The organism is Mesorhizobium sp. P2_F7 (assembly GCF_056403695.1).
Window position 1 is genome coordinate 697,817 of sequence record NZ_JBFUFA010000001.1, and the last position, 21,737, is coordinate 719,553.

General features: G+C 63.6%; 18 protein-coding genes. 8 read left to right on the forward strand and 10 right to left on the reverse strand.

Annotated features, from left to right (window positions below; all coding sequences use genetic code 11):
- Window positions 1–2 precede the first annotated feature (2 nt).
- The 7 genes from AC1DZ8_RS03165 to puuE all read right to left on the reverse strand — a co-directional run bounded on the left by AC1DZ8_RS03165 (window position 3) and on the right by puuE (window position 8,196).
- Window positions 3–962, reverse strand: coding sequence for an ABC transporter permease (locus AC1DZ8_RS03165; RefSeq protein ID WP_352582418.1), 960 nt, complete (start codon window positions 960–962; stop codon window positions 3–5).
- 16 nt (window positions 963–978) lie between these two features.
- A complete protein-coding gene (locus AC1DZ8_RS03170; protein WP_477306609.1) occupies window positions 979–2,565 on the reverse strand; it encodes an ABC transporter substrate-binding protein in 1,587 nt (528 codons plus the stop codon).
- 154 nt (window positions 2,566–2,719) lie between these two features.
- Window positions 2,720–4,705 (reverse strand): CocE/NonD family hydrolase, encoded by a 1,986-nt coding sequence (locus AC1DZ8_RS03175; protein WP_477306611.1) that lies wholly within the window; start codon window positions 4,703–4,705, stop codon window positions 2,720–2,722.
- Between the two features lie 97 nt (window positions 4,706–4,802).
- Window positions 4,803–5,396 (reverse strand): nucleoside deaminase, encoded by a 594-nt coding sequence (locus tag AC1DZ8_RS03180; RefSeq protein ID WP_477306613.1) that lies wholly within the window; start codon window positions 5,394–5,396, stop codon window positions 4,803–4,805.
- A 7-nt stretch (window positions 5,397–5,403) separates the two neighbouring features.
- Complete coding sequence (locus AC1DZ8_RS03185) at window positions 5,404–5,904, reverse strand: ureidoglycolate lyase (RefSeq protein WP_477306615.1); 501 nt, start codon at window positions 5,902–5,904, stop codon at window positions 5,404–5,406.
- A complete protein-coding gene (locus AC1DZ8_RS03190) occupies window positions 5,901–6,758 on the reverse strand; it encodes a bifunctional allantoicase/(S)-ureidoglycine aminohydrolase (protein ID WP_477306617.1) in 858 nt (285 codons plus the stop codon). Before AC1DZ8_RS03190 ends, AC1DZ8_RS03185 begins: the two co-directional genes overlap by 4 nt.
- Window positions 6,759–6,777: 19 nt before the next feature.
- Window positions 6,778–8,196 carry an allantoinase PuuE gene (gene puuE, locus AC1DZ8_RS03195; protein WP_477306618.1) on the reverse strand — a complete coding sequence of 473 codons (1,419 nt, stop codon included), beginning with the start codon at window positions 8,194–8,196 and terminating at the stop codon, window positions 6,778–6,780.
- A gap of 183 nt (window positions 8,197–8,379) precedes the next feature.
- Between puuE and uraH the strand changes: the two genes are divergently transcribed.
- The 4 genes from uraH (at window position 8,380) to xdhC (ending at window position 13,657) form a co-directional block, all read left to right on the forward strand.
- Window positions 8,380–8,754 carry a hydroxyisourate hydrolase gene (uraH, locus tag AC1DZ8_RS03200; RefSeq protein ID WP_477239330.1) on the forward strand — a complete coding sequence of 125 codons (375 nt, stop codon included), beginning with the start codon at window positions 8,380–8,382 and terminating at the stop codon, window positions 8,752–8,754.
- 3 nt (window positions 8,755–8,757) lie between these two features.
- Complete coding sequence (gene xdhA / locus AC1DZ8_RS03205) at window positions 8,758–10,239, forward strand: xanthine dehydrogenase small subunit (RefSeq protein ID WP_477306622.1); 1,482 nt, start codon at window positions 8,758–8,760, stop codon at window positions 10,237–10,239.
- Complete coding sequence (gene xdhB, locus AC1DZ8_RS03210) at window positions 10,239–12,584, forward strand: xanthine dehydrogenase molybdopterin binding subunit (protein WP_477306624.1); 2,346 nt, start codon at window positions 10,239–10,241, stop codon at window positions 12,582–12,584. The genes xdhA and xdhB overlap by 1 nt, the downstream gene beginning before the upstream one ends.
- Window positions 12,585–12,646: 62 nt before the next feature.
- Window positions 12,647–13,657, forward strand: coding sequence for a xanthine dehydrogenase accessory protein XdhC (gene xdhC / locus AC1DZ8_RS03215; RefSeq protein ID WP_477306626.1), 1,011 nt, complete (start codon window positions 12,647–12,649; stop codon window positions 13,655–13,657).
- 12 nt (window positions 13,658–13,669) lie between these two features.
- On the opposite strand, the gene AC1DZ8_RS03220 is transcribed toward xdhC, so the two are convergent.
- The 3 genes from AC1DZ8_RS03220 to AC1DZ8_RS03230 form a co-directional block, all read right to left on the reverse strand.
- Window positions 13,670–14,920 (reverse strand): LLM class flavin-dependent oxidoreductase, encoded by a 1,251-nt coding sequence (locus AC1DZ8_RS03220; RefSeq protein WP_477306628.1) that lies wholly within the window; start codon window positions 14,918–14,920, stop codon window positions 13,670–13,672.
- Window positions 14,917–15,891: an LLM class flavin-dependent oxidoreductase gene (locus AC1DZ8_RS03225; protein WP_477306630.1), complete on the reverse strand. Its 975-nt coding sequence runs from the start codon at window positions 15,889–15,891 to the stop codon at window positions 14,917–14,919. The genes AC1DZ8_RS03220 and AC1DZ8_RS03225 overlap by 4 nt, the downstream gene beginning before the upstream one ends.
- Window positions 15,892–15,974: 83 nt before the next feature.
- The gene (locus AC1DZ8_RS03230) at window positions 15,975–16,895 is read right to left on the reverse strand and encodes a LysR family transcriptional regulator (protein ID WP_477306632.1); all 921 of its coding nucleotides are present in this window, start codon (window positions 16,893–16,895) and stop codon (window positions 15,975–15,977) included.
- A gap of 139 nt (window positions 16,896–17,034) precedes the next feature.
- Here AC1DZ8_RS03230 and AC1DZ8_RS03235 point away from each other — a divergent pair, with 139 nt between their 5' ends.
- From AC1DZ8_RS03235 to AC1DZ8_RS03250, 4 genes are all read left to right on the forward strand, one after another.
- Entirely contained in the window at window positions 17,035–18,252 is a 1,218-nt protein-coding gene (locus AC1DZ8_RS03235) for a urate hydroxylase PuuD (RefSeq protein ID WP_477306634.1), read from the forward strand.
- A 2-nt stretch (window positions 18,253–18,254) separates the two neighbouring features.
- The gene (gene guaD / locus AC1DZ8_RS03240) at window positions 18,255–19,571 is read left to right on the forward strand and encodes a guanine deaminase (protein ID WP_477400310.1); all 1,317 of its coding nucleotides are present in this window, start codon (window positions 18,255–18,257) and stop codon (window positions 19,569–19,571) included.
- 335 nt (window positions 19,572–19,906) lie between these two features.
- On the forward strand, window positions 19,907–20,413 hold the full coding sequence (locus tag AC1DZ8_RS03245) for a heme-degrading domain-containing protein (protein ID WP_477308708.1): 507 nt from the start codon (window positions 19,907–19,909) through the stop codon (window positions 20,411–20,413).
- A gap of 6 nt (window positions 20,414–20,419) precedes the next feature.
- Window positions 20,420–21,685: a glycerate kinase type-2 family protein gene (locus AC1DZ8_RS03250; protein WP_477308710.1), complete on the forward strand. Its 1,266-nt coding sequence runs from the start codon at window positions 20,420–20,422 to the stop codon at window positions 21,683–21,685.
- Window positions 21,686–21,737: the final 52 nt, after the last annotated feature.

Genomic DNA, 21,737 nt, shown 5'->3' on the forward strand with positions numbered 1-21,737 from the left:
CCTTATTTCGGATGTCTGAGGCGCGGATTGGCGACGATCGCCCCGATGTCCGCGATGATGTTCAAAGTGATATAGACGGCGGCGAAGATCAGGCCGACCGCCTGCACCACCGGCACGTCGCGCTTGGTGACGTGATCGACCAGATATTGCCCCATGCCGGGATAGACGAAGATCACCTCGACCACGACGACGCCGACGATGAGGTAGGCGAGGTTGAGCATGACGACGTTGATGATCGGTGCGATGGCATTGGGGAAAGCGTGTTTGCGGATGACGTTGAAGGCCGACAGGCCTTTCAGTTCCGCCGTCTCGACATAGGCCGACTGCATGACGTTGAGGATGGCCGCACGGGTCATTCGCATCATGTGGGCAAGAACAACCAGCGTCAGCGCGGCGGCCGGCAGGGCGATCGCCTGCATGCGCTCGCCGAACGGCATGCCGTCATAGACCGTGGAAATTGCCGGAAACCATTGATATTTGACGGCAAAGAAGAAGACCAGCACGTAGCCGATGAAGAACTCCGGGAAGGACGTCGAAGCGAGCGCCAGTCCGGAGATCAGCTTGTCGACCCAGCCATTGCGGTAACGCACCGCGATCAGACCGAGAATGATGGCCAGCGGCACGGCTACGACCGCTGCCCAGAAGGCCAGGAACAGCGTGTTCCACAGCCGTCCCTTGATCGAGGTCGCGATATCCTGGCCGCTCGACATTGCCGTGCCGAGATCGCCGGTGAGCGCACCGCCGAGCCAGTGGAAATACCTGATGTAAGCCGGCTGATTGAGGCCGAGCTGCTCGCGCAGATTGGCGAGCGACTCCGGCGTCGCCGACTGTCCGAGAATGGCTTGCGCGACGTCGCCGGGCAGAATCTGTGTACCGGCGAAGATCAGGACCGAAACGGCCAGCAGGAGGACGACGCCCAGCGCAACGCGCTGGGCAATCAGTTTCAAGATGGGTGAGGACATATCCGCAAAGCCGAGCTCAGGCTTCGAGCCAGCACTTAGCCAGTGCGTAGCCGTTCATCAGCTCCTGATGCGGATCGTCGACCCAGCCGCCGACCTTGGCGCCGGTGGCATCGATGAACTGGTTGAACATCGGCAGGATCAGGCCACCCTCGTCGCGTACTAGGACAGCCATGTCGTGGTACATCTGCTTGCGCTTGGCCTCGTCGAGCTCGGCGCGCGCCGCCAGCACCATCTTGTCGAAATCCGGGCGCTTGAAACGGGTGTCGTTCCAGTCGGCGGTCGACAGATAGGCCGTCGAGTACATCTGGTCCTGGGTCGAGCGGCCGCCCCAGTAGGAGGCGCAGAAGGGCTGCTTGTTCCAGACCTCGTTCCAATAGCCGTCGCCGGGCTCGCGCTTGAGCTCGATCTTGATGCCGGCCTTGGCTGCGCTCTGCTGGAAGAGCTGCGAGGCGTCGACGGCGCCCGGGAAGGCGACGTCGGAGGTGCGCAGCAGCACGGTGCCGTCATGGCCCGACTTCTTGTAGTGGAACTTGGCCTTGTCGGGATCGTACTTGCGCTGCTCGATTTCGGTGAACAGCGGATAGGACGAATTGATCGGGAAGTCGTTGCCGAGCGAGCCGTAGCCGCGCAGCACCTTGTTCAGCATCTCCTCGCGGTCGATGGCCAGCTTCAGCGCCATGCGCAGGTCGTTGTTGTCGAACGGCGCCGTGTTGCAATGCATGATGAAGACGTAGTGGCCGGGGCCGGCGTGATTGCGGATGGTGACGCCGGGCACGCGCTTGATCAGGTCGACGATCTTCGGCTCGACGCGGTTGATCATGTTGACCTGACCGCCCTGCAGGGCCGCCGTGCGCGCCGTCGCGTCGTTGATGACGACGACTTCGATCTGGTCGGCATGGCCCATCTTGTCGCCCTGCCAGTAATTGGCGAAGCGCTCGCCGACATGGCGCACGCCGGGCTCGTTGGTCTTGACCACGTACGGGCCGGCCGAGATGCCGGCATCGGGTTTGTCCTTACCGCCATTGGGCTGGACGATCAGGTGATAGTCGCTGAGCAGATAGGGAAGGTCGGCGTTGGCCTCCTTCAGCGTCAGCACCACTTCCTTGCCGCTGGCCTTGATGCTTTCGATGCCCTTCATGTAGCCGAGCGCGCCCGACTTCGACTTTTCGTCCGAATGGCGCTCGAGTGTGGCAGCCACGTCCTCGGCCGTCACGGTCTTGCCGTTGTGGAATTCAACGCCGTCGCGGATCTTCAGCGTCCACACCTTGGCGTCGTCCGACGAGCCGATCTCCTCGGCGATGCGGTTCTCGAGCTTGCCCTCGGGCGACAGCTCGACGATCATTTCGCCCCAGCACTTGCCGAAGGCGAACGGCACCTGCGTCATCATCAGCGCCGGGTCGAGGCTGTTGGTGGATTCGCCGCCGACCAGGCCGGCTTTCAGCGTTCCGCCCTTGACCGGGCCTTCCGCGCGCGCCGCGCTGGACAGCAGCATATTGGCGAAGGGTGCGGTGACGCCCAGGGCGGCCGCGCGGCCGAGAAAATCACGACGGCTCAGCTTGCCAGACGCAACGCGCCGGCTCAGATATTCGAGTTCGTTAGACATTTGAGTTCCTCACTCTGTTGGTTCGACCTTGTGGTCGTTTTTTGTTTGTTGTTACCAAAGAGATATTGACCGAAGGGCAAAGCCATAAGCAAGACCGAATGCGACATGCCGTGGCGTAAATCGCACGTCGCAACTGGACCAGCCGGATCTGCGCTCAGAGCAGGTCACGTGGAATCGTCTCTTCGAAATCGCGCTCGAAAACCAGCGTTTCGCCCTCATAGGCTTCGATTCTGGCACTGACGATGAAGTTTTGCGCGTCGCAGCGCATTTCGGCCGATGTCTCGGTGCGCACCGACCATTCATTTCGCGACAGGGTCTGCGTCCAGTGGGTTTTTCCCGAGGCCGACAGCGGGTCGTCAGGATGAATGGCCCACGTCTCGCGGGCGATGCTGCCGTTGGCCAGCCCATGCGAGAGATCGCGCATCGCGCCGAAATCGTCCGTGATCGACAGCTTGACGATGCCGGTCTTTTCGTCGCGATCGACATGACGCTCGGAATTCGCCGCCCGGACCGTCTCGGTCGCCCAGGGCGTTGCGCCTTCGGGGGCCAGGAATGATGCCTCGTCGCCTTTCGCAAGCGGGCGCAGCGGCAGCTTCAGCGTCGCTGCTGAGAGGTCAAGCCGCACCGGCTCCGGCGACGGCCAGATCATCGGCCAGTAAGCGTTCGAAATGGCGATGCGCAGCTTGTTTCCGGCCGGCACGCGGTAGGCGCACTGGTCGAGCACGACACGTGCCGAAACAGTTTCGCCCTGCACCAGCGCTTCCGGGAATTCATGCGACTTGCGATGCGTCAGGTTGAGCACGCCGTAGGAGATCAGCTCCGAGGCGCCGTCGGGGTGCACGTCGCACAGCCGCACCGCGATGTTGGCCTGTGGCCGATCCGACGAGACTTTGACCAAAAGCTCGGGCGCGCCGACAATGTCGATGGCCTCTGCGAGCACAGGCTGGTCAAAGCAGACCGACAGCGCATCGTCGGGGCGCTGGTCGCCCGGCAGTTCCGGGCCGAAGGTGAAGGGAAAATATTCGCCACCGGCAAGTCCGCAGCTTTGCGGCGTCGCCACGATCGCCGGCCTGGCGCCGGCAGCGATGAGTTCGATCGCCTCGACCTTGATACCGGGTGACGGCCATTCCTGCTCGGCCACCCAGCGGCCCGGCCGCTCGGGATGCCAGCGCGCAGGGCGCACACTGTCCATCACATAGGCGCGGTAGTCCGGGTCGGCCTCGACGCCGGTCTCAGTGCCTTTCAGCCAACGATCCCACCAGCGCAGCGCCTCCTGCAGGAAGCCGATGGCGGGTTTTGGCCCCGCATAGTGCGGGTATTTGTGGATCCACGGCCCGACAATGCCTTTCACCGGCGCCTGGATGTTGGTGACCAGGTGCGAGATCGTGTTGCGGTAGCCGTCATGCCAGCCGCCGATCGACAGCACCGCCGCCTTGACGGCGGAAAAGTCCTCGCAGATCGAACCGCGTTTCCAATAGGCGTCGCGGTGCTGGTGCTTCAGCCACAGCGGCAACAGGAAAGACTGGTTCTCCAGCCGCGTCAGCCACAGATCGCGCCAGCGGTTGTCGCCGGCAATCAGCGGATCCGGCGGCCGCGACGAATAGGACAGCATGGTCGAGGCCCAGCCGAAATTCTCGGTCAAAAGGCAGCCGCCCTTGTAGTGGATGTCGTCGGCATAACGGTCGACGGTCGAGCACAGGCTGATGACGGCCTTCAGCGCCGGCGGCTGCTTGGCCGCCACCTGCAGGCAGTTGAAGCCGCCCCAGGAGATGCCCATCATGCCGACGCTGCCATTGCACCAGGGCTGGCTCGCCGCCCAGGCGATGACATCGCAGGCGTCCTGCAATTCCTGCTCGGAATATTCGTCGTCCATCAGCCCTTCGGAATCGCCATTGCCGCGCATGTCGACACGGATCGAGGCGTAGCCGTGGCCGGCGAAATAGGGGTGTGTCAGCTGATCGCGAAAGATTGTGCCGTCACGCTTGCGGTAGGGCAGGTGCTCAAGGATCGCCGGCACTGGATCGTCGCCGGCATCCTGCGGCATCCACACCCGCGCCGACAGCCGGCAGCCATCCGGCATGACGATGCCCATATCCGGGAATTCGACGACCTTGCGAGGAAATTCAGTAACGGTTTTCATGCGAGGCTCATAACGCCCTGCAGTGCGACGACTTTCAATCGCCATTCGCGACTGGAGCAGCGAAAATTGCGACCTGGCCGGAGCTCGCCTAACGACCTCAGTTCAGCGGAATGTCGTTCTCAGCCTTGCTATCCTGATAGACACCGGAAAGCGCGTCGTAGCGGGCCGAAATCTTGCCTATGCGCGTCTCCAGTCTTTGRCGTTCCGCCTCGGGCAGCGCGCGCACCAGCCTGCGGATGGAAAAACTCTTCCAGTAGGCGTTCTCGGCGGCGTAGCCGCCGGGATCGAGGGTGAAGACCTCTTTCAGGATCTTCAGGTCGTGCGGGATGGCAAAGGAGTCGCGCGAATCCTCGTGGCTGAAGAGGTAGTAGAAATTGTCGAAGCCAGTCCAGGTGATCGCCGACAGGCACAGCGAGCACGGCTCGTGCGTGGCGATGAAGATGGCGTCCTTGGTGTCGACGCGCTCCGCCCTAGGCATTTCGTAAAAGCGCTTCAGGCAGTGCACTTCGCCGTGCCAGAGCGGGTTTTCCATCTCATTGTTGGTCTCGGCCAGCACCAGCGAATGGTCGCTCTTCCGCAGGATCGCGGCGCCGAACAGCTTGTTGCCATGGGCAACACCGTCAGCCGTCTTGGGTACGATGTCGTGCTCGATGACGTCTAGCAGGCGGTCGATCAGCGATATGTCGGTCATTTTTTACTCAGGTCTCGTCGGGGAGATAGATCTCGTAAGGATGCGAGAAGTGGAACTCTTCGAGGTTGGAGCCGTCGCCGCCACGGTCAACAATGACGAAATCCTGGGCTTCACCAAGCGGCGTCAGCACGCCATGCCAGAGATTGCGCGGATAGTTGATGCCTTGGCCGGGCGCGGTGATGAAGGCGTGCGGCTCGCCCGGACCATCCTTGCCGTCATGGCAGACGACGACCAGGAAAGGCCGCGGTGACAGCGGGATGAAGGCCTGGCTGCCGAAGGGGTGGCGCTCGACCATGGTCAGCTTCAGCGGCAGTTCGTAGGGCGTGCCGCGCGCCATCGAGATCAGCACGCGGGCGTTCGGCCCCGCGGCTTCAGCGGTGGCGAGATCGTGGTAGCGCTCGGTTTTGCCGCCATTGATCGGATAGTGGTTGTCGCCGCCCATGTCGAGCACGTCACCAAAGCCGGCAAAGCTTCCGCGGGTCAGCGGCCGCGCGACGATACGGGTCACCGCGCGCGACCGCCAATGCCCGCCCCGCCAAGCTTGGCGTGCCGGTTGACGTCCTTGTAGAGCAGATAGCGGAATTTGCCGGGGCCGCCGGCATAGCAGGCCTGCGGGCAAAAGGCGCGCAGCCACATGAAGTCGCCGGCCTCGACCTCGACCCAGTCCTGGTTGAGGCGGTAGACGGCCTTGCCTTCCAAGACATAGAGCCCGTGCTCCATGACATGAGTCTCGGCGAACGGAATGACGGCGCCCGGCTCGAGCGTGACGATGGTGACATGCATGTCGTGGCGCATGTCGGCCGGGTCGACGAAACGGGTCGTGGCCCAGCGGCCCTCGGTGCCGGGCATCGGCGTCGGCGCCACTTGCTGGTCGCTGCTGAAAAAGGCCTCCGGCACGTCGATGCCGTCGACGGCCTCATAAGCCTTCCTGATCCAGTGGAAACGCACGGCGTCGCGAGCTTCGTTGCGCACCGTCCAGCCGCTGGCCGGCGGCAAGAAGGCAAAGCCGCCGGCTTGAAGCACGTGCTTCTTGCCGGCGAGCGAAACGGTCAGCTCGCCCTCGACCACGAACAGCACGCCCTCGGCGCCGGCGTCCGGTTCCGGCTTGTCGCTGCCGCCGCCAGGCAGAACCTCGACGATGTACTGCGAAAATGTCTCGGCAAAGCCCGATAGCGGCTTGGCGATGATCCAGGCCCTGGTCTTGTCCCAGAACGGCAAGGGGCTGGTGACGATGTCCTGCATCACCCCTTTGGGGATGACGGCATAGGCCTCGGTGAAGACGGCGCGACCTGTCAAAAGCTCATTTTGGCCAGGATGGCCGCCACGCGGCGCGTAATAGGTTTTCTGGTCAGTCTTGATCATATCCATGGGGTCCTGACCCTCAGAGTGGGAGCATGTCTTTCAGGCGAAGCAGCGCGATGCGCTCAACCTGTTTGCAGGCGGTATCGAGTTCGACGCCACGGCTGTTGCCGATGCGCGCCTCGAACTCGGCGAGGATTTCCTCCTTGGTCTTGCCCCGCACCGCGATGATGAAGGGGAAACCAAAGGTGGTGACGTAAGCGGCGTTGAGCTTGGAGAAAAGCTCGCGCTCCTTGTCGGTCAGCGCATCGAGGCCGGCGGAGGCCTGTTCCCGCGTCGATTCCGCCGTCAGGCGTTTGGCCTTGGCCAGTTTGCCGGCGAGATCTGGATGGGCGTTGAGCACGCCAAGCCGCTCGGTCTCGCTGGCGGCGCGGAAGACGCGGCAGAGCGCATTGTGCAGGCCGCCTGCGCTGTCATGCGCGGGACCAAGCTCCAGCTCATAGGCGCGCTCGGCAATCCATGGCGAATGTTCGAACACGCCGCCGAAGGTATGAACGAAGGTCTCGAATTCCATCTTCGATGGCTTGAGTGCCGGCGGCTGATAAGGATGGTGCTCCTGCCAGTGCCTGGCGATATCGATGCGCCGCGCCAGCCAGACCTTGTCGTGCGATTTGACATAATCGACGAAGCGCTTCAGCGCCGCGACCCGGCCGGGACGCCCGACCAGGCGGCAATGCAAGCCGATATTCATCATGCGTGGTCGGCCGGCCTGGCCCTCGGCATAGAGTGTATCGAAACTGTCCTTGAGGTAGGCAAAGAACTGGTCGCCCGAATTGAAGCCTTGCGGCGTGGCGAAGCGCATGTCGTTGGCGTCGAGCGTGTAGGGTATGACGAGCTGCGCACCGCCGGCGTGCTCGAACCAGTAGGGCAATTCGTCGTCATAAGTGTCCGAGACATAGTCGAAGCCGCCCTCTTCGGCGACCAGTCGCACCGTGTTGACCGAGGTGCGACCGGTGTACCAGCCGGTCGGGCGCTGTCCCGTTACTTCGTAATGCAGCTTGATTGCCGCTTCGAGGTCACGGCGCTCGTCCTCGGCGCTGTGATCGCGATAGTCGATCCATTTCAGCCCGTGCGAGGCCATTTCCCAGCCGGCCTCCTGCATCGCCGCGACCTGGTCCGGCGAGCGGGCCAGGGCCGAGGCGACGCCATAACAGGTCACCGGCACTTGCGCCTCGCTGAACAGGCGCAACAGCCGCCAGAAGCCGGCACGCGCGCCATATTCGTAGATCGATTCCATGTTCCAGTGGCGCTGCCCCACCCAGGGCGCGGCGCCGACAATCTCCGACAGGAAGGCTTCCGAGGCCTTGTCGCCGTGCAGCACGCAATTCTCGCCGCCTTCCTCGTAGTTGACGACGAACTGCACCGCGACATGCGCACCACCCGGCCATTTCGGATCCGGCGGATTGGCTCCGTAGCCGCGCATGTCTCTGCTGTAACGCATTGCCCCTCCCTGCCGGACACCGCCGGAAGTTGTGATCAGGATAGTCGAAAGGGCTGCCTGCGCATTCCCCCGAAATTTTTGAAAGTGTTTTTGTGCCGCTCCGCTCGACCGGGACTTATGCATCGCCTTTAATTGGCGCACAATTCATTGCTTTGTTCGACTGTACCGAAATGGGAGGCGCCAGTGGCAGAAACGTCGAAGGCCGATGGCGGACGTCTGACGACGCATGTTCTCGACACCGCGACCGGCAAGCCGGCGGCGGGCCTGTCGATCGCCCTCTATCACCTTGAGGGCGATGCACGGACACATCTGAAGACCGTTGTCACCAATGCCGACGGCCGTTGCGATGCGCCGCTGCTGGCAGGCCCGGAATTCCGCCTCGGCGAATACGAACTGGTCTTCGCCGCCGGCGACTATCTGCGCGGCCAGGGCACGAAACTGCCGGAGCCTGCCTTCCTCGACAGCGTGCCGATCCGCTTCGGCATGGCCGCAACAGTGCATTATCACGTGCCATTGCTTATCTCTCCCTATGGCTATTCGACCTACAGGGGGAGCTGAAGCATGGCCAAGATTTCCATCCGCAACGAAATCCGCTTCATCCTCAATGGCAGGGATGTCGCGCTGTCGTCGGTGGCGCCAGACGCGACCTTGCTCGACTGGCTGCGGCTTGAGCGTTCGCTGAACGGCACCAAGGAAGGCTGCGCCGAGGGCGATTGCGGCGCTTGCACAGTGCTGGTCGGCAAATTGTCGGCCGGCAAACTGGCTTATGAGAGCGTCAACGCGTGCATCCGGTTCCTCGGCTCACTCGACGGCACCCATGTCGTGACCGTCGAGCATTTGCGCGGTGCACCCGGCCAGTTGCATCCGGTGCAGCAGGCGATGGTCGATTTCCACGGTTCGCAATGCGGCTTCTGCACGCCGGGCTTCGTCATGTCGCTCTACGGCCTGTGGATGAAGTCGCCGGACCCGTCGAACGCCGCGATCGAAAAGGCACTGCAAGGCAATCTTTGCCGCTGCACCGGCTACGAGGCGATCATGCGCGCCGCGCACGCCATCTCCAGCTACGGCAAGGCGGCTAAGGACCCGCTGGCGGCCGAGCGCAAGGCAATCACGGCAAGGCTCGAGGCCATGCATGACGGCTCGCGCGTCGAAATCGGCTCCGGCAAGCAGCGGATGGTCGTCCCGGCCGATGCCGACGATTTCGCCACCGTGCTGGACAAGGAGCCGGGCGCCACGGTTGTCGCCGGCTCGACCGACGTCGGCCTGTGGGTCACCAAGCACATGCGCGATATTTCACCGGTGATCTTCATCGGCAATCTCGACGGGCTGTGCGGGATCTCCGAAGACAATGATGTCATCACCATCGGCGCCGGCGTCACCTACACCGACGCCTTCGCGACGCTGGCCAAGCGCATCCCGGCTCTGGGGCCATTGTTCGACCGCATCGGCGGCGAGCAAGTGCGCAACATGGGCACGATCGGCGGCAACATCGCCAATGGCTCGCCGATCGGAGACACGCCGCCGCCCCTGATCGCGCTTGGCGCGCAACTGACGCTGCGCCGCGGCAAAAAGCGGCGTACCATCGCGCTCGAGGATTTCTTCATCGCCTATGGCAAGCAGGACCGGCAGCCCGGCGAATTCGTCGAGGCCGTGCATGTTCCCGTGCCGGCCAAGCGCACAAAGTTTGCCGTCTACAAGATCACCAAGCGCCGCGACGAGGACATCACCGCGGCCCTCGGCGCCTTTTTCCTCGACCTCGCCAAGGATGGCACGGTGGCCGATATCTGCATCGCCTATGGCGGCATGGCGGCAACGCCAAAGCGGGCTTTCGGCGTCGAAAAGGCACTGCTTGGCAAGCCGTGGACGGAGGCGACGGTAGAAGCGGCGATGGCTGAATATGCCAGTGATTTCACCCCGCTGACCGATATGCGGGCGTCGGCCGAATACCGGGCGCTGGCGGCCAAGAACCTGTTGCTGCGCTTCTTTGCCGAAACCAGCGGCAGCAAGGCGCCGTTCCAGGTGTCACGCAACGAGGCCGCCTGATGAACAAACATGCTTCTCCCAACCTCAAGGCACAAAAAATTTCCGGCAGCGTCGCCACCGACCAGCGCCATGATTCCGCGCACAAGCATGTCAGCGGCACCGCCGTTTACATCGACGATATGCCGGAACCGGCAGGCATGCTGCATGGCTGCCTCGGCCTGTCGACGGCGACGCATGCGACCATCACAAAAATGGACCTGTCGGCTGTGCGCTCGGCGCCGGGCGTCGTCGACGTGCTGACGGCAAAAGACGTGCCCGGCGAAAACGACATTTCGCCGACCGGCCGTCACGACGAGCCGGTGCTGGCCGAAGACAAGGTGCAGTTTTACGGCCAGCCGATCTTCTGCGTTATTGCGCAGACGCGCGAACAGGCGCGCCGCGCCACGCGGCTGGCCAAGGTCGAATACAGCCAACTTCCCTTCGTCACCGACATTGGCGACCTCGACCCGCGCAAGGACAAACTGGTCACCCCGCCGCTCACGTTGAAGCGCGGCGATGCTGCTGCCGCGATCAAGACGGCGCCGCGCCGGCTGAAGGGCAAGATGCGCATCGGCGGCCAGGAGCATTTTTATCTCGAAGGCCATATCGCCGTCGCCATTCCGGGCGAGGACCAGGACGTCACCATCTATTCCTCGACCCAGCACCCGAGCGAAGTGCAGCATATGGTGAGCCATGCGCTGGGCGTGCCGAGCAACGCCATCACGGTGGAAATCCGCCGCATGGGCGGCGGCTTCGGCGGCAAGGAAACGCAAGGCAACCAGTTTGCTGCGCTGGCCGCGATCGCCGCGAAGAAACATCATCGCGCGGTGAAAATCCGGCCCGACCGCGACGACGACATGACCGCCACCGGCAAGCGCCATGATTTCCTCGTCGACTACGAGGTCGGCTTTGACGATGACGGCAACATTCTCGGTGTCGACTTCATGTTCGCGGCGCGCTGCGGCTTTTCGTCGGACCTGTCCGGCCCGGTCACCGACCGTGCGCTGTTTCACTGCGACAACACCTATTTCTGGCCGGCGGTGCACGCGCAGTCGGCGCCGCTCTACACCAATACCGTCTCGAACACCGCCTTTCGCGGCTTCGGCGGCCCGCAAGGCATGGTCGGCGCCGAACGCGTCATCGACGAGGTCGCCTTTGCAGTCGGCAAGGACCCGCTCGAAATCCGCAAGCAGAACTTTTACGGCACCAGCGATCGCAACGTCACGCCCTATCACCAGACGGTCGAGGACAACATCATCCATCGCATCGTCGCCGAACTGGAGGCGAGCGCGGACTATGCAAGCCGCCGCCGCATCATTCAGGCCTTCAACGCCAACAGCCGCTTCATCAAGCGCGGCCTGGCGCTGACACCGGTGAAATTCGGCATCTCCTTCACCGCCACCCACTACAATCAGGCCGGCGCGCTGGTGCATGTCTACACCGACGGTTCGGTGCATCTGAACCATGGCGGCACCGAGATGGGCCAAGGCCTTTACGTCAAGGTGGCGCAGGTGGTGGCGGAGGAGTTTCAGATCGACCTCGACCAGGTGAAGATCACCGCCACGACGACCGGCAAAGTGCCCAACACTTCGGCCACCGCAGCCTCATCCGGAACCGACCTCAACGGCATGGCGGCGCAGAACGGCGCCCGCCAGATCAAGAACCGGCTGACCGATTTCGCCGCCGAAAAATACCAGGTGCCGCGCGATCAGGTGCTGTTCCTGCCCAACCGCGTGCGCATCGGCAACCAGGAGATCGCTTTCGCCGACCTCGTCAAGCAGGCCTATATGGCCCGCATCCAGCTGTCGGCGGCGGGTTTTTACAAGACGCCGAAAATCCACTGGAATCGCGACAAGGGCGAGGGCCGTCCGTTCTATTATTTCGCCTATGGCGCCTCGTGCTCGGAAGTCTCGGTCGACATGCTGACCGGCGAATATGTGGTGGAACGAACCGACATCTTGCACGACACCGGCCGTTCGTTGAACCGCGCCATCGACCTTGGCCAGATCGAGGGCGGCTTTATCCAGGGCATGGGCTGGCTGACGACGGAGGAACTGTGGTGGGACGACAAGGGCCGGCTGCGCACCCATGCGCCGTCGACCTACAAGATCCCGCTGGCGTCCGACCGGCCGAAGATCTTCAATGTGACGCTGGCCGATTGGCCGGAGGCCAACGAGCCGACGGTGCACCGCTCCAAGGCGGTCGGCGAACCGCCCTTCCCGCTCGGCATGTCGGTGTTGCACGCATTGTCGGATGCGGTGGCAAGTGTGGCCGACCACAAGATTTGTCCGCGCCTCGACGCGCCGGCAACGCCCGAACGCGTGCTGATGGCGATCGACCGGTTGAGAGCCGCAAAACCGGCCTGATTGAGCCAAAACGTGCAAAATCGGCGCGGAAACGCTATATTTCCCAGGTGGGAATGCAGACGATGAACTCGAAAGTGCAAAGCTTGAAGGCCTTTCTCGGCGGCGCCGGGCGGCTTGCTTTGGTCGAAGTGGCCGGCACCAAAGGCTCGACGCCGCGCGAGAAGGGCGCCTTCATGCTCGTCTCGCAGGCAGCGATTTTCGGCACGATCGGCGGCGGCCAGCTCGAATATATGGCGATCGACAAGGCCAGGCAGATGCTTTTCTCCCCCCTTGAGGGGGAGATGGCCGCGAAGCGGCCAGAGGGGGTCCTCTCAGAAGGCACCGCAAGGGCGTCGCGCACTGCCGCAACGACCCCACCCGGCGGCTTCGCCGCCACCCTCCCCTCAAGGGGGAGGGGAACCCGCATCGGGGTCGACGAAACCTGCGCCACGCTCGACGTGCCGCTCGGGCCAGAGATCGGCCAGTGCTGTGGCGGGCGCGTGGAGGTGCTGATCCGTATCGTCGATGCCACTATTGCTGCCGAGCTGGTTGCAGCGGCGGAAGCCGAGGAAACCCACCTGCCGCATGTCTATATCTTCGGCGGTGGCCATGTCGGCCAGGCGCTGGCCTCGACCATCGCACTTCTTCCTGTACACGGCGTCGTCATCGAGACCCGTGCCGAGGCGTTGGAGGGCATGCCGGACACCGTCGAGACGCGGCTGACGCCAATGCCGGAGGCCGAGATACGCAAAGCACCCGCGGGCACGGCCTTCGCCATCCTCACCCACGACCACGCGCTGGATTTCCTCATCGTCGCCGAGGCGCTGAAGCGCGACGACGCGGCCTATGTCGGCATGATCGGCTCGAAGACCAAGAAGGCGACGTTCAGAAACTGGTTCGTGAAATCGGCTGAGGGCACGGAGGCTGAGTTCGCCCGCCTCGTTTCGCCAATCGGCGGCGATGCGGTCAAGGACAAGCGCCCGCCGGTGATCGCGGCGCTTGCTGCCGCCGAGATCATGACGGCACTGGTCGTTCACAACGCTGCCGCGAATGCCGACAATCAGGTCCGGCAGGACAAGATGATGGCCGGCTAAACTTCGGCGCCGCTAGGCAGGTCGCTTCAGCCCGAGATGGGCGCGCAGCGTGCTGCCCTCGTATTCCCGGCGGAACAGCCCGCGACGTTGCAGTTCCGGCACCACGAGGTCGCAAAAGGCATCGAGTTCGCCGGGGAAATATGACGGCATGACATTGAAGCCGTCCGCGCCGCCGCCTTCGAAGCGCGCCTGCAACTCGTTGGCCACCTGCGCCGGCGTACCGACAATGCGCCAATGGCCACGCGCCCCGGCGAAATGGCGGGCAAGCTGGCGGATGGAAAGCCCGTCGCGGCGCGATTGCTCGACAACCAGCGCCTGGCGGCTTTTCATGCCCTCTGTCTCCGGCAGTTCGGGCATGGGTCCGTCGATCGGATAGCGCCCGAGATCGGAGATGCTGAGATAGCTGGACAGCAACGCCACGCCGACATCGTCTGGGATCAGGGCCTGCAATTCCTCGTGTTTTTCCTGCGCTTCAGCTTCGGTTTCCGCCACCACGGGCGACACACCAGGCATGATCTTGATGTCGTCGGGTTCGCGCCCATAGGCAGCCATGCGTCCCTTGAGATCGTCGTAAAAGGCCTTGGCTTCCTCGAAAGTCTGCGCTGCCGTGAACACCACGTCCGCGGTGCGGGCGGCAAGATCACGGCCAACATCGGAGGCGCCGGCTTGGACCATCACAGGTGCGCCTTGCGGCGAGCGCGGCAGATCGAGCGGGTCGCGCACCGAAAAGCTTTGGCCGTCATGGCCGTGAAAGCCGCCGCCGTGCCAAAGTCCTGACACCACCTCGGCGAATTCACGCGCGCGCTCATAGCGGTCGGCATGCGGCTTGAGGCCTGTCGCGCCGAAGTTGGCGGCTTCGATGGGGCTCGCCGATGTGACCAGGTTCCAGCCGGCGCGGCCGCCGCTCAACTGGTCGAGCGACAGGAACGTCCGCGCCAGGCCGTAGGGTTCGTTGTAGCTGGTCGAGGCCGTCGAGACGAGGCCGATGCGGCCGGTCTGGACGGCGAGCGCCGACAGCAGGCTGATCGGTTCGAAGCCGATCGAACGCGAGGTCTGGCTGGCGATGCCGACATCGGCTTCGCGTAAGCCCGCGGCGTCCTCGCAAAAGATCATGTCGAACTTCGCCGCTTCCGCCGTACGCGCCAGCTGGATGTAATGGTCGATGTCGATGCCCGCCGTGACATGCGCCTTGGGGTGACGCCAGGCGGCGATGTGGTGGCCCGTCGCCCACAGGAAGGCGCCGAGTTTCATCTGGCGGGTCATTGGTCGCCTCCGGCAAGTCCGAGATGCGCGCGCAATGTCGTTCCCGGATAGCCTTGGTGAACGAGGCCACGCCGCCGCAGCTCCGGCAGCACGCCCTCAACGAAACCGCCGAGCGCGGAAGGCGGCATCACCATGTTGAACCCGTCGCAGCTTTTCGAGCCGCACAGCTCTTCCAGCCTGCCGGGGTCGATATCCGACCTGGCGCCAGAGACATTCACCAGCACCTTCACGGTACCCGGGTTTCGCCCGGATGCGGCGACGCGGCGCTTCAGATCGTCATGGCGCGTCTTTGCGTCTTCGGCCTCGTCCAGCAAGACGACATCGGCGCTGCGGGCGGCAAGATCGAAGGCTCGCTCCGACACACCGGACATCACCAGCACCGGCCTATCCTGCGGCGAGCGCGCAACGTTCAGGGGCCCGCGCACCGAGAAGAATTCGCCCTTGTGGTCGAGCAGGTGCATCTTTTCGGGATCGTGGAAGCGGCCACCGCTTTTGTCGAACAGCAGCGCGTCGGCATCCCAGCCCTGCCACAGACGCCGGACGATGCCGACATACTCCTCAATGCGGCGGCTAAAAACGTCGTCGGAAAAGCCTTCCGGACGGCTGAGATTGGCCGTTTCGCGCGGGTTTTGCATCAGGGTGGCAATCCACCCGGCGCGGCCATGGCTGATGATGTCGAGCGAGGCAAAGCGGCGCGCCAGATTGTAGGGCTGGTGGGTGACGGTGGAAGCCTCGGCAACAAGGCCGATCCGGCTCGTCACCGTCGCCAGCGCAGCGAGCAAGGTGGTCGCTTCGAACGGCATCTGCCGGTTGGGCGTATCCGCGTCGGCGGCCGGTGCTGAGTCGGCGAGCAGCACCATGTCCAGCCCGACGGCTTCGGCCTTCTGCGCGAAGCTGGCAAGGCTGCGGAAATCCGGCGAAGTGTCAAGCATCGGCGAAACGGCAAGATGCATCATGGTGCCGTCGGTCATGAATGGTTCCTGCGGTAAGGCAAGCGGGAACTATGTTCGCCACATGCCCCGATGGCAACCGCCGGCGCTGGGCCAACGTCCCCTCACTTGCCGGCCAGCAAATCCTTGATCAGCCGCTGGCAGCGCTCGGCCATGAAGTCGAGCAGCAACCGCACCTTGGGGTCCTGCAGCTTCTTGTGCGGATAGACTGCGGCGAACTGCACCGGCGTCGGCGGTGTGCTGGCCAGGATGACCTGCAGCCGCTGGTCGCGGATGAAGGGTTCGACCTCGAAGCGCGGCTTGTTGATGATGCCGCGTCCCGACAGCGCCCAGCCGGTCAGCACATCGCCATCGTCGGTGTCGTAGGGGCCGTGGACTTCGAATTTCTGCGGGCCGTTGGGCGTCTGCAGCGTCCAGACATATTCGCGCGCGCCGGAATAGCGCAGCATCAGGCAGTCATGCTTCTTGCCGATCAATTCCTGCGGCTCCAGGGGTTCGCCGCGCGCTTCCAGATATTTCGGCGCCGCGACCAGCACCCGCTCGCATTCCATGATGCCGCGCATGCGCAGGCTGGAATCCTCGATGATGCCGAGCTTGAAGGCGACGTCGATACCTTCCTTCATGATATCGATATTGTGGTCCGAGAGCCTCAGCCGCACCTCGATGTCGGGGTATTTGTCGTGGAAATCCGGAATGCCGGAGGCCACCAGCCGGCGCCCGAGGCCAAGCGGCGCGGTGACGCGGATCGTGCCGCGCGGCTGGCCGGAAAGTGCGGAGACCGCCGCTTCAGCCTCGGTGATCGCCTCCAGCACCTGCTTGGCGCCGGAATAGAACACATTGCCATGCTCGGTTGGCATCAATTGCCGCGTCGTGCGGTTGAACAGCCGCACGCCAAGATGCTTTTCCAACTCCTTGATGCGGTTGGAGGCGACCGCCGGTGAAATGCGCATGTCGCGGCCAGCCGCCGACAGATTGCCAAGCTCGACGACGCGGACGAAGACGGCGATGTTGTCGAGATAGGCCATGCTGGTTCGTGGCTCTTTATGTGGCTGCGTAGGGTAAGCTTAGTATTTTCCATTTTTTTTTGAAAGTCATCGTACACCTCGCCTCTTTTCGTTTGCGTACCACACCGTAAAGTCACCCGATCGGCAGGGACGATTTCAAATGATGGATTTCGCGATTTTCTGGGACTGGCTGAGTTTCGCCGTGCGCTGGCTGCACGTCGTCACCGGCATCGCCTGGATCGGCTCGTCGTTCTATTTCGTCGCGCTCGATCTTGGCCTGCGCCAGCGCCCCGGCATGCCGGTCGGCGCCTTTGGCGAGGAATGGCAGGTGCATGGCGGCGGCTTCTACCACATCCAGAAATACCTGGTGGCGCCGGCCGAAATGCCGGAGCACCTGACCTGGTTCAAATGGGAATCCTATGCCACCTGGCTATCCGGCTTCGCCATGCTGTGCGCGGTCTATTATGCTGGCGCCGACCTGTTCCTGATCGATCCCAATGTGCTGCCGATGTCGGTGCCGGTGGGTATCCTGTTGTCGATGGCCACGATCGGCGTCGGCTGGGTGGTCTATGATCTGCTCTGCCGCTCGCCGCTGGGCAAAAGCGACACCGGCCTGATGCTGGTGCTCTACGGCGTGCTGGTGTTCATCGCCTGGGGGCTGACGCATCTGTTCACCGGCCGCGCCGCTTTCCTGCATCTGGGCGCCATCACCGCCACGATCATGTCGGCCAACGTCTTCATGGTGATTATTCCGAACCAGAAGATCGTCGTCGCCGATCTCATCGCCGGCCGCAAGCCAGACCCGAAATACGGCAAGATCGCCAAGCAGCGCTCGCTGCACAACAATTACCTGACGCTGCCCGTTCTGTTCCTGATGCTATCGAACCACTATCCGCTGGCGTTTGGCACTGAGTTCAACTGGGTCATCGCCTCGCTGGTGTTCATCATCGGCGTCTTGATCCGGCACTATTTCAACACCGTGCACAAGCGCGCCGGCAACCCGCACTGGACCTGGATGGCGGCTGCCGTGCTGTTCCTCATCATCATCTGGCTGTCGACGGCGCCGAAGATACTGACCGGCGAGCCCAAGGCTTCCGCCGCGGCCGAAGTCTACATCGCCTCGTCGCATTTCCCCGCGGTGCGCGACACCGTGCTTGGCCGCTGCTCGATGTGCCATGCCGCCGAGCCGGTTTATGAAGGCATCTACCATGCGCCGAAGGGCGTGATGCTCGACACCGATGCCGGCATTGCCGAGCATGCGCGCGAGATTTACCTGCAGGCCGGGCGCAGCCACGCCATGCCGCCGGCCAACGTCACCCAGATCAGCGACAAGGAACGGGCGCTGCTGGTCGCCTGGTTCGAAGGCGCAGGGAAATAAGCATGACCTCCACCCTTCTGCGCGGCCGCACGCTGAGCTTTTTGCGCTGGCCCGAAGCCATCGACGACCATACCGCCTGGCGCTACGAGGAGGATGGCGGCCTTTTGATCCACGACGGCCGGATCATTGCTGCCGGCACCTACTCAGAAGTCGAAAAGCAGGCCGGCGACGGTACGAAAAAGATCGACCACCGGCCGCATCTGCTGTTGCCGGGCTTCATCGACGCGCATGTGCATTTTCCGCAGATGCAGGTCATTGCCTCCTACGGCGCCGAGTTGCTCGACTGGCTGAACAAATACACCTTCCCCGAGGAAACGAAATTCCAGAACGCCCAGCACGGCCGCCGCATCGCCCGGCTGTTCCTGGACGAGATGGTGCGCCATGGCACGACGACGGTCGCTGCCTACTGCTCGGTGCACAAGGCCTCCGCCGAAGCGTTCTTCGCCGAATCGCACGCGCGCGGCATGCTCAACATCGCCGGCAAGGTGATGATGGACCGCAATGCGCCGGCAGGCGTGCTCGACACACCGCAATCCGGCTATGACGACACCAAGGCGCTGATTGCCGAATGGCACGGCAAGGGGCGCCAGCTTTATGCGATCACGCCGCGCTTCGCCATCACCTCCTCGCCCGAACAGCTGGAGATGTCTGGTGCGCTCTGCCGCGAGCACCCCGATTTGCACATGCAGACGCATCTGTCGGAAAACCACGCCGAGATCGCCTTCACGCAACAGCTATATCCGCAGGCGCGCGACTATACCGATGTCTATGAGATGTACGGGCTGCTGGGGCCCAAGAGCCTGTTCGGCCACTGCATCCATCTGTCCGAGCGCGAGGCCGATGCGCTGTCGGAGTCCGGATCGGTCGCAGTGTTCTGTCCGACGTCGAACCTGTTCCTCGGCTCCGGCCTGTTCGACTACCAGCGCTTTCGTCGTCGTCAGAAGCCGTTGCGCATCGCCGCTGCGACGGACGTAGGCGGCGGTACCAATTATTCGATGCTGCGCACCATGGACGAGGGCTACAAGGTGATCGCGCTGAACGGCGAGAAGCTGAACCCGTTCCAGTCCTTCTGGCAGGTCACGCGTGGCAATGCCGAGGCACTGTCGGTAGCAGGCAAGGTCGGCACGCTGGATGAAGGCACCGACGCCGACATCACCGTGCTCGACGCCCGGGCCACACCGGCGATGCAGCTGAGGATGGAAACGGTCGAGACGCTGGCCGAAGAACTGTTCCTGCTGCAGACGCTGGGCGACGACCGCGCGGTGCGCGAGGTCTATGTCGCGGGGCGGCCGGCGAAGAGCGATATGATTGCGGGATAAGGCCCGGCCCCCGAGGGGAGAGACCCGCAGCTCGACGGAGTGGGGTCGATCTTTGCGCGGGACCAGATGACGATTGCGCCCGGTTGCCAAGTGGTTCCCCCACTCCGTCGCCGCTTCGCGGCGCCACCTCTCCCCCCTCCGGAGGGAGAGGAAGGGTGCCAACTGGAAGCGCGCCGGCTGGAATCGCTTCGCGCCCTTCCTCTCCCCCGTCGATCGGGGGAGAGGTGTCGAGCGAAGCTCGACGGAGTGGGGGTCGATCCTGGCGCGGCAAGACGGGAGCTTGACCGGGCGGAGCTTGTCGTACACACGACGTGTGACGATTTCGGAGAAAGAAAATGGCCGCTGCGGACGACATCGCTCTGATCCAGAAACAGGAAGAGACGCTGGTCTTTCCGGCCTTCGACGAGGCCATCGCCTTCAAGATCGGCGCAGCGATCCGTGAGCGGGCGCTGGCGGAGAACCTGCCCATCATCGTCGACATCAGGCTGTGGGATCGGCCGCTGTTTTATGCCGCGATGCCGGGCTCCAACGCCTCCAACCCCGACTGGGCGCGGCGCAAGATCAATGTCGTCAAGCGCTACCTCAAAAGCACCTACCGTCTGGTGCTGGAACAGCAGCGGCCGGACCGCACCTTCAAGATCGGCGAGGGCCTGGATATCGCCGACTATGTGCTGGCCGGCGGCGGTTTTCCCATAACGGTCAAGGGCGCTGGCGTTATTGGCGCGATTACGGTCTCTGGTTTGCCCGAACGTGAGGATCACGGTGTCGTCGTGGCGGCGATATGCGAATGTCTTGGGTTCGAACCGTCCGATTTTGCCTTGCCGCCTGCTTCAGCGGAATAAAGACAAGTGATGGCACTCGACCCCAAATCCTTTCTCATATCCATCTTCGACGCTGCCGTGGCCGCTGCCGATCCAGAAAAAACTATTCGGGATCATCTGCCGGCGAAGCCCAAAGGCCGCACCATCGTCATCGGCGCCGGCAAAGGTTCGGCGCAGATGGCTGCTGCCTTCGAAAAGGTCTGGGACGGTCCGATCGAAGGGCTGGTCGTCACCCGCTACGGCTATGGCGCCAAATGCGAGCGCATCGAGATCATCGAAGCGGCGCATCCGGTGCCGGATGCTGCCGGCCTGGAAGCCTCGCGGCGCCTGCTGGAGAAGGTGCAGGGGCTGACCGCCGATGATCTGGTCGTGGCTCTGATCTCCGGCGGCGGCTCGGCGCTGCTGCCGTCGCCTGCCGCCGGCCTGACGCTGGCCGACGAGATCGCCGTCAACGAGGCGCTGCTCGGTTCCGGCGCGCCGATCGCTGCGATGAACACGATCCGCAAGCATGTCTCGACCATCAAGGGCGGTCGCCTGGCCGCCGCCGCTTACCCGGCCAAGGTCGTGTCGCTTGTCGTCTCCGACATTCCCGGCGACAATCCGGCGCTGGTGGCTTCCGGCCCGACCGTGCCCGACACCGGCAGCCGCGCCGATGCGCTGGCCTCGATTGCGGCCTATGGCATGAAATTGCCGGACGCCGTCATGGCGCACGTCAATTCGGCGGCCGCCGATGCGCCTAGTCCCGACGATCCGGGCTTTGCCGGCAATGAAGTGCATCTGATCGCTTCGGCCGGCGTGTCGCTGGAAGCGGCCGCCGCTGAGGCAAGACGGCAAGGCATCGAAGCCGTCATCCTCTCCGATTCCATCGAGGGCGAAGCGCGTGAGGTCGGCGGCGTCCATGCCGCGATCGCACGCGAAGTGGCGACGCGCAACCGGCCATTTTCCAAGCCGGTGCTGATCCTGTCGGGCGGCGAAACCACGGTGACCTTGCGGGCCAAGGGCAAGGGCGGCCGCAATTCCGAATTCCTGCTCGCTTTCGCCATCGGCATCAGCGGCGCGGACAATATCCATGCGCTGGCCGCCGACACCGACGGTATTGACGGCTCGGAAGACAATGCCGGCGCCTTCGCCGATGGTTCGACGGTGTCCCGCATGCGAGCGGCCAGTGTGGACGCCAAGGCGATGCTTGCGGGGAACAATGCCTGGACTGCGTTCAATGCCGTCGGAGATCTATTTGTGCCGGGACCTACAGGTACGAATGTGAATGATTTGAGGGCGATCCTGATCCGGTAGAGCGCGTCGTCGCGGCTGGCGCTCAGTCGCGAAACCGATGGTGATTGGCCGA

Bases quoted from the DNA above. Each gene is read 5' to 3' on its own strand.
- AC1DZ8_RS03165 (WP_352582418.1), bottom strand. From the start codon at position 962: ATGTCCTCACCCATCTTGAAACTGATTGCCCAGCGCGTTGCGCTGGGC.
- AC1DZ8_RS03170 (WP_477306609.1), bottom strand. From the start codon at position 2,565: ATGTCTAACGAACTCGAATATCTGAGCCGGCGCGTTGCGTCTGGCAAG.
- AC1DZ8_RS03175 (WP_477306611.1), bottom strand. From the start codon at position 4,705: ATGAAAACCGTTACTGAATTTCCTCGCAAGGTCGTCGAATTCCCGGAT.
- AC1DZ8_RS03190 (WP_477306617.1), bottom strand. From the start codon at position 6,758: ATGATCAAGACTGACCAGAAAACCTATTACGCGCCGCGTGGCGGCCAT.
- puuE (WP_477306618.1), bottom strand. From the start codon at position 8,196: ATGCGTTACAGCAGAGACATGCGCGGCTACGGAGCCAATCCGCCGGAT.
- xdhA (WP_477306622.1), top strand. From the start codon at position 8,758: ATGGCCAAGATTTCCATCCGCAACGAAATCCGCTTCATCCTCAATGGC.
- xdhB (WP_477306624.1), top strand. From the start codon at position 10,239: ATGAACAAACATGCTTCTCCCAACCTCAAGGCACAAAAAATTTCCGGC.
- xdhC (WP_477306626.1), top strand. From the start codon at position 12,647: ATGAACTCGAAAGTGCAAAGCTTGAAGGCCTTTCTCGGCGGCGCCGGG.
- AC1DZ8_RS03220 (WP_477306628.1), bottom strand. From the start codon at position 14,920: ATGACCCGCCAGATGAAACTCGGCGCCTTCCTGTGGGCGACGGGCCAC.
- AC1DZ8_RS03225 (WP_477306630.1), bottom strand. From the start codon at position 15,891: ATGACCGACGGCACCATGATGCATCTTGCCGTTTCGCCGATGCTTGAC.
- AC1DZ8_RS03230 (WP_477306632.1), bottom strand. From the start codon at position 16,895: ATGGCCTATCTCGACAACATCGCCGTCTTCGTCCGCGTCGTCGAGCTT.
- AC1DZ8_RS03235 (WP_477306634.1), top strand. From the start codon at position 17,035: ATGATGGATTTCGCGATTTTCTGGGACTGGCTGAGTTTCGCCGTGCGC.
- guaD (WP_477400310.1), top strand. From the start codon at position 18,255: ATGACCTCCACCCTTCTGCGCGGCCGCACGCTGAGCTTTTTGCGCTGG.
- AC1DZ8_RS03245 (WP_477308708.1), top strand. From the start codon at position 19,907: ATGGCCGCTGCGGACGACATCGCTCTGATCCAGAAACAGGAAGAGACG.